We start from the raw sequence: 13,223 nt of genomic DNA on the forward strand, positions 1-13,223 counted from the left end.
CGCGTGGCGGCGCCGCCGTCGTGCTCTCCCCCTGGGACTGCTTCTCCTCGTTGCTCACGCCGCCTCCTCCAGGCTCATCTGGGACGTCACGATCTCCTGGTACGTCGGGTTGTCCGCCAGCAGCTGCGCGTGCGTGCCGCGGCCGACGATGCTGCCGTGGTCGAGCACCAGGATCTGCTCTGCGTCGCGGATGGTCGCCACGCGCTGCGCGACGACGATCACTGTCGCGTCGGCGGTCTGCGGCCGCAGGGCCGCCCGCAGCCGGGCGTCGGTCGCGTAGTCGAGGGCGGAGAAGCTGTCGTCGAACAGGTAGATGCGGGGCTTGCGGATCACCGCCCGCGCGATGGCGAGGCGTTGCCGCTGCCCGCCGGAGAACGTCGAGCCGCCCTGCGCCACGACGGATTCCAGGCCGTCCGGCAGCGCCTCGACGAAGTCGCGCGCCTGCGCCACCTCGAGCGCCGCCCACATCTCGTCCTCGGTGGCGTCGGGCTTGCCGTACCGGAGGTTGTCGGCGACGGTCCCGGTGAACAGGAACGCCTTCTGGGGCACCAGGCCCATGAGCGAGCCGAGGTCACGCTGCAGGAGGTCCCGCACGTCGACGTCGTCCACCCGGACCGTGCCGCCGGTGGCGTCGAAGAGGCGCGGCACCAGGTTGAGCAGCGTCGACTTGCCGGAGCCGGTCGAGCCGATGATCGCCGTGATCTGGCCCGGCTCAGCCGTGAACGTCAGGTCGTACAGCACGGGCTCCTCGGCGCCCGGGTACCCGAACTCGACGCCCTCGAAGGTGACGCGGCCGCGCGGACCCGCGCCGACGCCGTCGGGCGAACCGTTGCTCGCCGGCGAGCCGTTGCTCTCCGGCGAGCCGTCCTCCACGACCCGCAGGCCGGGCAGGGCGACCGGGTGCTCCGGGTCGACGACGGACGGCTCGGTGTCCAGGACCTCCCCGATGCGCTCCGCCGCGACCGCGGCGCGCGGGATCATCATGAAGATCATCGTGGACATCATCACGGCCATGAGGATGTACATGAGGTAGCTCAGGAACGCCGTCAGGGAGCCGATCTGCATGCTCCCGTCCTCGATGAGGTGCGCGCCGAACCACAGCACGGCCACGGACGACAGGTTCATGATGAGCATGACCACCGGGAACGTCAGCGCCATCAGGCGGCCGGCGCGCAGCGAGGTGTCGAACAGCTCCTCGTTCACCACGCCGAAGCGCTGGGACTCGCGCCGCTCGCGCACGAACGCCCGGACCACGCGCAGGCCCGTGATCTGCTCGCGCAGCACGGAGTTGATGGCGTCGATCCGCTTCTGCATGCGCCGGAAGTGCGGCACCATGCGCCAGACGATGACGCCGGCCGTGGCGGCCAGCACCGGCACGATGACGACGAGCAGCGCGGACAGCGTGACGTTCTCGGACAGCGCCAGGATGACGCCGCCGACCAGCATGATCGGCGCCATCACCATGATGGTGAACGTCATCAGCACGGTCATCTGGACCTGCTGCACGTCGTTGGTGCTGCGCGTGATCAGGGTCGGCGCCCCGAACTGCGCCATCTCGCGCGCCGAGTAGGTCTGCACGGAGTGGAACACGTCGCGCCGCAGGTCACGGCCGAACGCCGTGGCGACCTGCGCGCCGAAGTAGACGGCGATCACCGAGGCGACGACCTGGCCCAGCGACACGACCAGCATCCAGCCACCCGTGCTCCAGATGTAGCCGATGTCGCCGCGCACCACGCCGCGGTCGATGATGTCGGCGTTGAGGCTGGGCAGGTACAGGGCCGCGAGCGTCTGCACCAGCTGCAGGACGAGCACCGCGACCACCGCCCAGCGGTACGGGCCCAGATACCTCCGGGCGAGCGTGACGAGCATCAAGAGTTCCCTTCAGGGCTGGGGGTTGAAGAACCTGGTGCACCGGCTCCCGCAGTGGAGGCTGCACCCTCCACGGTGTCGGGGCCAGGCAATTTCGGGGGGCCGGCGAGGCCGTTCACGAGGGCGTCGGCCAGCACGTCGGCCGGCACCGCGGGCTGCAGGTGGTCGATCCGCAGGTGCGCGCCCGCGATGGCGGACTCGACCAGCGAGATCGCCACCTCGACGGGGACCCGCAGACGGTGCGCGTCCGGCGCCAGGACGGCGGTGATCCCCTCGACCGTAGCCGCGCGCTGCTGTGCCCGCTGCTCCAGCAGCGTCTTGCGGTAGGTGAGCATGCGCTCGTGCTGGTCGGCCACGGACCCGGTGCCGGGAGGCGGCCCCGGCGTCACGACGCGCGCGCCGGGCGGGCCCGGCGGGCCCGGCGGCGCCACCGGCGGGGACCCGCCCGCGGCGCCGGACGCGGCCGGCGGCGCGCCGAACGGCATGCCCGGACCGCCGGGCGACGGTGCCATGCTGCGCAGCACGGACATCCACCGCATGACCTCGGCCACGCGGTGCCGCCCCAGCTCGATGACGAGCTCCAGGCGCCGTTCGAGCGGCAGAGCGGAGTCGATGCCGGTGAGCTCGGCGAGGGTCTGCTCGGGCTTGCCCGCCCGCGCCAGACCCTCGACGGCGACGGCGCCGACCAGCGCCGTCTTGTCGCCGAACGCCCGGAACAGCGTGCCCTCCGCGACCCCGGCGGCCTGCGCCAGCTCGCGCGAGGTCACGTCGTGCCCCCGCTCGGCGACCAGCGGCAGCACCGCGTCGACGATGGCCGTCTTGCGGTCCTCGGGCGACATGCGGGGTGCCCGCGTCCGTGCGTTGTCCATGCCGCCGACAGTAATTGAGTGAGCGCTCACTCCGCAACTCGATTACGCCCACGGCAGACCCGTGGGCGGACATGCCGGAAGCCCCCCGGTGCGAGCACCGGAGGGCTTCCGTGAACTGCTGGCGACGGTTCGGGTCGGCCGAGCCGTCAGCCGGGTGCGGCCGTCAGCCGGCCGGCGGTGCCGGGGGCACCGGCGGGGGCGTCGCCGACCCGCCCGGGCGCTGGCCGCGCTCGGACTCGGTGTCGAACGGCTCGCCCGACCGGGTGCCGGCGCTCGTCGCGTCGGCCGTGGCGGCCTCGGCCTGCCGCTGCGCCTCGGCGAGAGCCTCGGCGGGGTCCGGCAGCAGGGGCTCGTCCAGAACGGAGTCGATGGGCAGGCGCGGACCCGAGGGGCCCTCGCCCGGCGGGGGCGGCGGGACCGCGGGGCCGGCGCCGCCACCGAAGCCGGAGGCGATGTTGCCCAGCGCGGCGGTGAACTCCGTAGGGATGACCCAGGTGGTGTTCGACGTGCCGTTCGCGATCTGCGGCAGCGTCTGCAGGTACTGGTACGCCAGCAGCTTCGGGTCGGCGTCGCCGCGGTGGATGGCCTCGAAGACCTGGAGGATGGCGCGCGACTCACCCTCGGCCCGCAGGATCTGCGCCTGGGCGTCACCCTCGGCCTTCAGGATCTCGGACTGCTTCTGACCCTCGGCCGTGAGGATGGCCGACTGCTTGACACCCTCCGCGGTGAGGATCGCGGCGCGGCGGTCACGCTCGGCGCGCATCTGCTGCTCCATGGAGCCCTGCACCGAGGGCGGCGGGTCGATCGACTTGAGCTCGACCCGGTTGACGCGGATGCCCCATCGACCGGTCGCCTCGTCGAGCACACCACGCAGCTGGCCGTTGATCTGGTCACGGCTGGTCAGCGTCTGCTCGAGGTCCATCGAGCCGATCACGTTACGCAGCGTGGTCACCGTGAGCTGCTCGATGGCGGTGATGTAGTTCGCGATCTCGTAGACCGCGGACTTGGCGTCCGTCACCTGGAAGTAGATGACGGTGTCGATCTCGACCACCAGGTTGTCGCTGGTGATCACGGGCTGGGGCGGGAACGAGACGACCTGCTCACGCAGGTCCACGCCGGCGCGAACCCGGTCCACGAACGGCACCAGCACGTGCAGGCCCGGGTCGAGCGTCTTGGAGTACCGACCCAGGCGCTCGACCACGAGCGCCACCGACTGAGGAACGATCCGCACGGCGCGGATCACCGCGACGATACCGACGATCACCACCAGGGCGATGATCAGATAGAGCAGGACTTGCCCGAATGACTCCACGACGTCTCCTTACGCGGGCGCCTTGGCCCGCGGGCGGCTTTCAAGCTCCTGATGAGCACAGGAACTTCTGACTTGGACTGTCTGGGGGAACACAAAGAGGCGCCCAGGCGCCAGGCGGTTACGCCGGCTCGACGACGGCGGTGGCGCCGTCGATCTGGACCACACGAACGCTAGTGCCGGCAGGCAGCAGCGGCGACCCGGGCACGGAGCGCGCGCTCCACACCTCTCCGCTGAGCTTGACCAGCCCCGACGCGGCGCTGACCTCCTGGACCACCGACGCCGTACGGCCGACGTTTGCCTCGGCGTTGGTGGGCGACTTGGGCGTGCTGTTGCGCAGGTGCCGGATCAGCGTGGGGCGCAGCGTCACGAGCAGCACCACCGACGCCACCACGAACACGATGGCCTGCACCCACAGCGGCGCACCCGCGCCGTTCGCGACGGCCGCGGCCAGCGCACCGCCGGCGAACATGATGAAGACGAAGTCCAACGACAAGAGCTCGATCAGCGCGAAGATCAGCGCCGCCCCTACCCACCACAACCACGCCATGGGTTGCTCCCTCCGAGCGTCCACTCCGGTTGGCGACCGGGCGCCGCCGGAACCTCTCCGACGGCGGGCCCTCGCGGTGAAATTACCGCTACCTCGGACCTTTGCCCGGACTTTACCAAGGACCACTGACACAGCGGTAGTGAAATCGCCGTTTCAAACACTTTTCCTGAGGGCCCTGAACATTCCAGGTTTCCGGGCGCCAGGAAATGCGGTCAGCGGGCGGCGCGAGCCAGCCAGCGACCCCCACCGTGGGCCACCATCAGCGGCAGTCCGAAGGCCGCCGAGAGGTTGTCCGCGGTGAGGACCTCCTCGATGGGGCCGGCCGCCTGGATCCCGGCCTTCTTCATGAGCAGCAGGTGCGTGAAGCCCGGCGGGATCTCCTCGACGTGGTGCGTCACGTGCACCAGCACCGGGGAGGCCGGGTCGCTCGCCAGCCCGGCCAGCGTGGCCACCAGCTCCTCGCGGCCGCCCAGGTCGAGGCCCGCGCCGGGCTCGTCGAGCAGCAGCAGCTCGGGGTCGGTCATCAGGGCCCGGGCGATCTGCACGCGCTTGCGCTCGCCCTCCGAGAGGGTGCCGTAGGTGCGCTCGGCGAGGTGGTCGACGTCGAAGGTCGAGAGCAGGTCCTTGGCCCGCTGCTCGTCGAGCTCGTCGTAGCTCTCGCGCCAGCGCCCCGTCACGCCGTAGGCGGCGGTCAGCACCACGTCGCGCACCGTCTCCGCCGTCGGCAGCCGCTCGGCGAGCGCCGCGCTGGAGATGCCGATGCGCGGGCGCAGCTCGAACACGTCGACACGGCCGAGGGTCGCGTCCAGGATCTTCGCCGTGCCCGACGTCGGGTGCAGGCGCGCGGCGACGATCTGGAGCAGGGTTGTCTTGCCGGCGCCGTTGGGCCCGAGAACGATCCACCGCTCTCCCTCGTTCACCTGCCAGTCCACGGAATCGAGGATGGTCGAGGTGCCGCGACGGACGGTGACGCCCGCAAGATGGAGAACCGAGCTCATGGGCACCGACCCTACCTGGTCGACAGTCATTTACAGTGCTGCGGTGGACACCGAACAGGACCTCCCCCGGAGCGTGCTGCTCGCCCTGTGGCTGCAGGGCATAGGCGACACCTCGGACGCCGTGAAGTCCGTGGTGGGCGACGACGAGCCGCACACCGTGGAGGGGCTAGCAGGCTTTGCCGACGGAACAGACCTCGACACCCTCTTCACCGCGTGGACGGAGGGGCCGCGCGAGGTCTGCGCGCTGCTGCCCGCGCCGGGTGACGCCGCGGGCGTCCCGGCGGCCGCCAACCACGAGGCCACGGAGGCCGGCGAGTGCGTGGTGGTCACGACACCCGCCGGGAGCTGGGCCGCCGTGCCGCGGGTGCAGGCGTTCGGCAGCCACATCGAGCCGGGGCACCTGGTGACGTGGCGCGTGCTGCCGGTCCCCGCGTGGAGCACGCTGGTGCACGGCACGATCGGCTCGGTGGCCGACGCCGAGCGCGAGCTGCGCACGAGCCTGATGACGGCCACGGACGCCCTGGACCAGCTCGACGTCGCCCGCTGGCGCGACGACGCGGCCGACGCGATCGAGCGGATCCGCTCGGCCAGCACGTCGTCGTGGCCGGTGCCGCACCTGGACGGCCGGCGCGCCCGCGTGCTGGACCTCGCCAGCCGGCTGCGCGCGATCGTCGCGCTGGGCACGGTGGACGACGGCGGGGCGGTGAACGTCTTCCAGGTCGACCAGCGCTCCACGGCGCTGCGCGAGGTGGACCGCACGGCGCGCCACGCGATGAGCGCAGCGACGTACGGCCAGATCGCCTGACGCGCTGCGCCTGAGGCGTCCGGCGCGCTACGCGCCCGCGAGCACCCGCTCGTAGACGTCCATGGTGCGGTCCGCGATCGCGGCCCAGGTGAAGTGCTCCTCCGCCCGACGGCGGCCGGCGGCCCCCATCGCCGCCGCGCCGTCGGCGTCGGTCGCCACGCGGGTCAGGGCCGCCGCGAGGTCGGCCACGAACCGGTCGGGGTCGAGCGGCGTGCCGGTGCCGTCGTCGGACTGCTCGATCGGGACCAGCAGGCCGGTGACGCCGTCGTCGACCACCTCGGGGATGCCGCCCGTGGCCGTGCCCACCACGGGCAGGTCCACGGCCATGGCCTCCAGGTTCACGATGCCGAGCGGCTCGTAGACGCTCGGGCAGACGAAGACGGTGCACGCGCCCAGGACGGCGATCAGGTCGGGCCGCGGGAGCATCTCCTCGATCCAGACGACGCCGGTGCGGGTCTCGCGCAGGCGCTCGACCAGGCCCCGGACCTCGGCCATGATCTCCGGGGTGTCGGGCGCGCCGGCGCACAGCACGAGCTGCACCTCCGGCGGCAGCTCGGCGGCCGCGCGCAGCAGGTACGGCAGGCCCTTCTGCCGGGTGATCCGGCCGACGAACACGACGGCGGGCCGGCCGGGGTCGATGCCGTGGCGGCGGACGGTCGCGGCGGCGTCCGCCTGCGCGACGTCGTCGTCGGCGTCGGGCCGCCGCCAGCCCGACAGGTCGATGCCGTTGTGCACCACGTGCACGCGTTCGGGGTCGAGCTCCGGGTAGACGCGCAGGATGTCGGCCCGCATGCCCGCGGAGACCGCGATGACGCCCGCGGCGCCCAGGTACGCGGTGCGCTCGGCCCACGAGGACAGCGCGTAGCCGCCGCCGAGCTGCTCGGCCTTCCAGGGCCGCAGCGGCTCCAGGGAGTGCGCCGTGACGACGTGCGGCACACCGTGCAGCAGGCCGCCGAGGTGCCCCGCCATGTTGGCGTACCAGGTGTGCGAGTGCAGCAGGTCGGCGCCCGCGACGTCGTCGGCCATCACGAGGTCCGTGCCCAGGGTGGCCAGGGCCGCGTTCGCGTCCGCGAGCGCCGTCGGCGTCGTGTAGCCGGTGACGCCGGACGCCTCGGTCGCGGCGTCGCGCGGGCCGTCGAAGCAGCGCACGCGGACGTCGGCGTGCTGGGCGAGGACGGCGGCCAGCTCGGCGACGTGTACGCCCGCCCCGCCGTAGACGTGGGGCGGGAACTCGCGGGTCAGCAGGTCCACGCGGAGCGCGCCGCCGGGACGGGGGGCGGCATCCGGCGCGGCGTCGGGACGGGGGGCGGAGCCGGGGGCGGCGGGAACGTCGGGCACAGTGCCAACCTAGCGTGCGCGACGTCTCAGCGTGCCACCTGACGTAACCGGCCGAAAGGCCCTAATCTCACCGTATGGCCTCCGCCCCCCGCGTCCTTGCGATCGTCCTCGCCGGCGGCGAGGGAAAGCGGCTGATGCCGCTGACCGCCGCCCGCGCCAAGCCCGCTGTGCCCTTCGGCGGTATCTACCGCCTGGTCGACTTCGCCCTGTCCAACATCGTCAACTCGCGGTACCTGCACGTCGTGGTGCTGACGCAGTACAAGTCGCACTCGCTGGACCGCCACATCTCCAAGACGTGGCGCATGTCGCCGCTGCTGGGCAACTTCGTGGCGCCGGTCCCCGCGCAGCAGCGCGTCGGCAAGCACTGGTACCTCGGCAGTGCCGACGCGATCTACCAGTGCCTCAACATCATCGACGACGAGCGTCCGGACATCGTGGTCGTGGTGGGCGCCGACCACGTCTACCGCATGGACTTCTCGCAGATGGTGGACGCGCACATCGAGTCGGGGGCGCGGGCGACGGTCGCGGCGATCCGGCAGCCGATCGACATGGCCGACCAGTTCGGCGTCATCGACGTGGACCCGGGCGACCCCACGAAGATCCGCGAGTTCCTGGAGAAGCCGACCGACCCCACGGGCCTGCCGGACTCCCCCACCGAGGTGCTGGCCTCCATGGGCAACTACGTGTTCGACGCCGACGCGCTGGTCGAGGCCGTCACGCGCGACGCCGCCGACCCGGACTCGCGGCACGACATGGGCGGCGACATCATCCCGGCGTTCGTGGCCCAGGGTGAGGCGGGGGTCTACGACTTCATCCGCAACGACGTGCCCGGCTCCACCGACCGGGACCGCGACTACTGGCGCGACGTCGGCACCATCGACTCGTTCTACGACGCCCACACGGACCTCATCGCCGTGCACCCGGTCTTCAACCTCTACAACATGGAGTGGCCGCTGTACACGGGCTACACGGGGCTCCCGCCGGCCAAGTTCGTGCACGCGGGCCCGGGGCGGATGGGGCACGCGGCGGAGTCGATCGTGTCGCCGGGCGTGCTCATCTCGGGGGCGCAGGCGGCCGGTTCGGTCCTGTCCCCCGGCGTGCACCTGCACTCGTGGTCGAACGTGTCCAACTCGGTGCTGATGGACGACGTCCAGGTGCACCGCTACGCGCACGTGCATCGGGCGATCGTCGACAAGAACGTGATCATCAACGAGCGGGCCCGCGTGGGCGTCGACCACGACGAGGACCGGGCGCGCGGCTTCACGGTGACGGAGTCGGGCCTGGTGGTGGTCCCGAAGGGCACGGTCGTGGGCTGACGCCGCGGCGCTGACGGCCGGCGCCGCCGGCCGTGACCGTCCACTGCAGTTGAACGTAGGGGTAGTCGCACTCTGAGCTCTCAGAATGCGACTACCCCTACGTTCAGTTCACCCACCTTTCAGCTTGCTCTTGCCGGGGCGACGTCCCGCCCCTTATTGTCAGTTCGACATTAAGGGGGTGATAACCGGTGACCGACGACGAAGACACGTGGACTCCGCCGGAGATCCTGGTGGCGGTCGACCTCGTGATCCTGACGTTGCGCGCGTCGGTCTTTCACGTGTTGCTGATCGAGCGCGGCATCGAGCCCTTCCAGGGCGCCCAGGCCCTGCCAGGAGGCTTTCTCAACAACACCGAGGAGGACATCTACGAGGCGGCACTCCGGGAGCTGCGGGAGGAGGCGGATCTCGACGGGACCCGTCTCCACATCGAGCAGCTCGGCGCCTACGGCACACCCGGTCGCGACCCGCGCGGCCGCGTGCTGTCGATCGCCTACCTGGCGATCGCACCGGGACTGCCCGAGCCCGTCGCCGGTACCGACGCGTCGGGAGCCGCCTGGGTACCGGTCGAGCAGGCGCTGTCCGGGGGCGTCCAGCTCGCGTTCGACCACTGGAAGATCGTCGACGACGCCGTCGAGCGGGCCAGGACCAAGCTCGAGCACACACCGCTGGCGACAGCTTTCTGCACCAAGACCTTCACCATCGCCGATCTCCAGGAGGTCTACGAGGCGGTGTGGGGCGTCGACCTCGACCCACGCAACTTCTACCGCAAGGTTCAGCGCGTCCCGGGCTTCATCGAGTCCGCCGGCGCTGACCGTCGCATGACGACCGGCCGTCCCGCCCGCCTGTTCCGCGCGGGACCTGCCACGACACTGCACCCCCCGCTCACTCGCCCTGAACCATCGAACGATTCCGAGGAGGGTCGATGACTGACGCACGCGTGGTCGTCGTTCTGACAGCACTGGATCTCGAGTACAAGGCAGTCCGACAGCACCTGAAGGACATCGAGCAACATCGGCACGGCAGCGGCACACGGTTCGAGATCGGCACCGTCGACGGGACGGACTGCAGGATCGCGGTCGGCCTCGTCGGCGTCGGCAACTCGAACTCCGCCGTGCTCGCCGAGCGGGCGATCCAACAGTTCTCGCCTGTGGCGGCGCTGTTCGTCGGCGTGGCAGGAGCGGTGTGGGACTCCACGCCACTCGGCCAGGTGGTGGTGGCCGACCGCGTGTTCGCCTACCAGGGAGGCACCAGCGAGGACGACGGCTTCAAGGCCCGCCCGAGCGAGTGGAAGACGTCGCATCACCTCAGTCAGCTCGCCCACCACCTCGAGCGTTCCGGAACCTGGGCGGCCCGGTTACCGCTGGACGCCGGCATGTCGGACGGCGACCGTCCGAGCGTCACGTTCGGCGCCATCGCGGCCGGGGAGGTGGTCCTGAACTCGCGGGTCTCCGTCGAAGCTCGTCGGATCCACAAGCACTACAACAACGCGACGGCGATCGAGATGGAAGCCGCCGGGATCGCCCATGCCGGCCACCTCAACAGTGCCCCGGTCGCCATCATCCGCGGCATCAGCGACCGGGCCGACGGTGAGAAGACGTCGGCGAACGACGGCACCTGGCAACCCCGGGCGGCGGCACACGCCGCGGCATTCGCGATCGAGCTCGCAGTCGAACTGGCCAAAGAAGCAGAGGAGACGTCCATGACCCCGAACGAGCCTCGCCCCGCGTCCTCGCCCGTCCCGACCAGCACCACCGTGCACAACACCACCTCGGGCAACGTGGGGATCGTGGCGGCGAACGTCACCGGCAGTTCCGTCTGGATGTCCACGACGCCGGAGCGCGAGCAGGTCACCGACCCGACCAAGGCGCTGGCGGAGCTTCGCCTGCTGCTCGATCGCCACCGGGCCGATGGGGCGCTCGACGACGAGACCTACGACGCCGCGCAGGAAGAGATCTCGACGGCCGAGACCGCGCTCCGCGCACCCGACCAAGCGACCAAGAAGAAGTCCGTGCTCGCCCTCAAGCGCCTCAAGGGTCTCGTGGGTGATCTGGCGGACCTCGCGGCGAAGACCGCCGTCGTCATCGCTGCCGTGAACGGGCTGGCATGAACGCCCACCCGGCAGCGCCCGCGACCGAGCCGCATGACATCAGGACGGACAACGCGGCCGGTCCGGGGTCCATGGTGGGCATACAGGCGAGCGTCGTCCACCACGCCAACGTCTACCAGATCAGCCCGAACGATCCGCCGGAGAAGAAGTTCGCGATGGGCGTGAAGTATCTGGACGACGGGGTTCCTCGCAAGGCCGAGGAGCTGTTCAGCGCTGCCATGGCCGATGGGCTGAACACTGCCGAGGTGCGCTTTCACTGGACGCTGTCGATGTTCAGCACGCGGTCGGACCGGGACCTGACGAGAGAAGAACGCGCTCGCCTCAGCGACGCGGCCGAACGATTCGTCGCCTATGAGGACGACGAGGAGTATGGCCCGGCGCTCGGAGCAGTCCGGGAGCTGATCGTTCACCGGTTCCACCAGTCGGCAGAGGGCATCAAGCTGGCCGAGAAGCAAATCCTGGCGCTGCCGAAGGAGACACAAGAAAAGGCTCTTCGGCATCTCGACAAGGTCCTCTCGGCCGCGACGAAGGACAGGGTCTGGGCGAACACCAGGGAGCAGGCTCGTCTCGACCGCCATTCCGCGAGCCGCAGTTACCGGGTCTGGGCCTACTTCGAATCCGACCCCGCAGGGCCGAGGGTTCGTCCTGCCGAGCCTCCGCACATCGCCCCGGGTGAACGCGCCCGGATCGCTGCGGGGACACTACTGTGCGCCTTCACGGTCGGCTACCTCGGGTGGCTGGCCCTCAGTAGCGCTGTTCCCGTGGCGATCGTGGCCTACGCCCTCGCACTTGCCGCTGCCTATGTCAGCGCCCGCAGTGCTTTCGAATGGCGCTATCGCGTCAAGCGGATCGGGTGGGAGGAACACCGGCGGCACCACGGCCCAGTCCGTGCAAACTCCGAGGGACAAGGTTTCGCCGCGAGCGTCACCAAAGCCTTCGAGGACTACTTCAGCAAGTACCGGCCGCAGGACAGCCACAGGGACTGGTGGCTGAACGAGACGGCGGGCCTTCGCGCATACCTACGAGACGAGATCGTCGAGATCTACCGGGAACGTGACGTCTCGCTCGCTAATGTCGTCTGGCTGATTCGCTACCACGCCATCGACGTCCAGAATCAGTGGCGAACGGGCACTATCGACGATCACAGAGTTCGCTTTCACGTTGCCGACAAGACCAAGATCCAGAGCCTGCTCGGGTTGACGGTACTGCTGCTCACGCTTGCCACCGTCGTCCAGACCGCGATCGAGGCCCAACCCGTCGGAGCTGCGATCATCACGTGCCTGGCAATCGCCAGCGGACTTTACTGCGCGCGAAAGTGGTACAGGATTGCGAGTGGAAAGCGCCACCACCGCGACGACATCGACGATGTGCAGCTGCGTATGGAGGGGCGAACGAAGGAGTTCCTCCGATGGAAACGGAGGCTGACGGACACCCGGCCGAGCGAGGACGAGATGGAGACGTGGCTGCGCAGCGACACCACGATCCTGATCGCCGACGCTCTTGAGCACTTCCGTATCTCATGGCGCGACGTGATCTCGTATGCCGTTCTCCGAGTTCCTACCCCCAGCGCCAGCAGAGCCCACGTATCTGGCGGACCCTGGCGGTACAACGGATACGCCTTGCGGCTGTTCCTGATCACAGAAGACGGCGTCCGTGAGGTCAGCAAGGTCGTGAACTTCGAAACAGGAAGGTTCAACAGCGAGGAACGCAACACGTTCCGCTTCGACGCGGTCTCCTCGGTCAACGTCGTCGAGGGCACCAACGGCAAGCAGAACCTGCGTCTGACCCTCACCAACGGGCCGACCAGGGACATCCTCGTCACCAAGGGACAAGACCTTGAGTTCGCCGAGCACGACCCACGGAACCCCGAACCGCCCGAATCCGACGTCGAACCGGACAACCCGTTGGACACCAGCCTCGACACCACCGGGTTCGCACCGACGCTCCGCATCCTCGAAGGCATCGCGGCGGACGGCAAGAACTGGATCGCCCGAGGCAACTACTGACACCTAGGCACCGCCGCAATCGAACGTAGGGGTAGTCGCACTCTGAGCGCTCAGAG

At 70.1% G+C, this 13,223-nt stretch carries 11 protein-coding genes; 5 read left to right on the plus strand and 6 right to left on the minus strand.

The genetic code is table 11. The features are described 5' to 3' along the window. Positions 1-54: 54 nt before the first annotated feature. From ACFWEJ_RS09270 to ACFWEJ_RS09290, 5 genes are all read right to left on the minus strand, one after another. Positions 55-1,869 carry an ABC transporter ATP-binding protein gene (locus ACFWEJ_RS09270; RefSeq protein ID WP_377228911.1) on the minus strand — a complete coding sequence of 605 codons (1,815 nt, stop codon included), beginning with the start codon at positions 1,867-1,869 and terminating at the stop codon, positions 55-57. Continuing rightward, positions 1,869-2,738, minus strand: a complete 870-nt coding sequence (locus ACFWEJ_RS09275; protein WP_377228912.1) for a TetR/AcrR family transcriptional regulator — start codon at positions 2,736-2,738, stop codon at positions 1,869-1,871. The genes ACFWEJ_RS09270 and ACFWEJ_RS09275 overlap by 1 nt, the downstream gene beginning before the upstream one ends. A gap of 163 nt (positions 2,739-2,901) precedes the next feature. Next, positions 2,902-4,050 (minus strand): SPFH domain-containing protein, encoded by a 1,149-nt coding sequence (locus tag ACFWEJ_RS09280; protein ID WP_377228913.1) that lies wholly within the window; start codon positions 4,048-4,050, stop codon positions 2,902-2,904. A 118-nt stretch (positions 4,051-4,168) separates the two neighbouring features. Next, positions 4,169-4,597, minus strand: coding sequence for an NfeD family protein (locus ACFWEJ_RS09285; protein WP_377228914.1), 429 nt, complete (start codon positions 4,595-4,597; stop codon positions 4,169-4,171). Between the two features lie 212 nt (positions 4,598-4,809). Beyond that, the gene (locus tag ACFWEJ_RS09290; protein ID WP_377228915.1) at positions 4,810-5,595 is read right to left on the minus strand and encodes an ABC transporter ATP-binding protein; all 786 of its coding nucleotides are present in this window, start codon (positions 5,593-5,595) and stop codon (positions 4,810-4,812) included. 43 nt (positions 5,596-5,638) lie between these two features. Here ACFWEJ_RS09290 and ACFWEJ_RS09295 point away from each other — a divergent pair, with 43 nt between their 5' ends. Beyond that, entirely contained in the window at positions 5,639-6,400 is a 762-nt protein-coding gene (locus ACFWEJ_RS09295) for a hypothetical protein (protein WP_377228916.1), read from the plus strand. A gap of 27 nt (positions 6,401-6,427) precedes the next feature. Here ACFWEJ_RS09295 and glgA read toward each other — a convergent pair whose 3' ends face one another. Continuing rightward, positions 6,428-7,651 (minus strand): glycogen synthase, encoded by a 1,224-nt coding sequence (gene glgA / locus ACFWEJ_RS09300; RefSeq protein ID WP_377228922.1) that lies wholly within the window; start codon positions 7,649-7,651, stop codon positions 6,428-6,430. Between the two features lie 161 nt (positions 7,652-7,812). Here glgA and glgC point away from each other — a divergent pair, with 161 nt between their 5' ends. The 4 genes from glgC (at position 7,813) to ACFWEJ_RS09320 (ending at position 13,167) form a co-directional block, all read left to right on the plus strand. Then, positions 7,813-9,054, plus strand: a complete 1,242-nt coding sequence (glgC, locus tag ACFWEJ_RS09305) for a glucose-1-phosphate adenylyltransferase (RefSeq protein ID WP_377228917.1) — start codon at positions 7,813-7,815, stop codon at positions 9,052-9,054. Between the two features lie 188 nt (positions 9,055-9,242). Next, on the plus strand, positions 9,243-9,980 hold the full coding sequence (locus ACFWEJ_RS09310) for an NUDIX domain-containing protein (RefSeq protein ID WP_377228918.1): 738 nt from the start codon (positions 9,243-9,245) through the stop codon (positions 9,978-9,980). A gap of 11 nt (positions 9,981-9,991) precedes the next feature. After that, positions 9,992-11,161, plus strand: coding sequence for a hypothetical protein (locus tag ACFWEJ_RS09315; protein WP_377228919.1), 1,170 nt, complete (start codon positions 9,992-9,994; stop codon positions 11,159-11,161). Further along, positions 11,158-13,167, plus strand: coding sequence for a hypothetical protein (locus tag ACFWEJ_RS09320; RefSeq protein WP_377228920.1), 2,010 nt, complete (start codon positions 11,158-11,160; stop codon positions 13,165-13,167). Before ACFWEJ_RS09315 ends, ACFWEJ_RS09320 begins: the two co-directional genes overlap by 4 nt. The last annotated feature ends 56 nt before the right edge of the window (positions 13,168-13,223 follow it).

The sequence above is a fragment of the Promicromonospora sp. NPDC060204 genome (assembly GCF_042728455.1).
Lineage (GTDB): Bacteria > Actinomycetota > Actinomycetes > Actinomycetales > Cellulomonadaceae > Promicromonospora.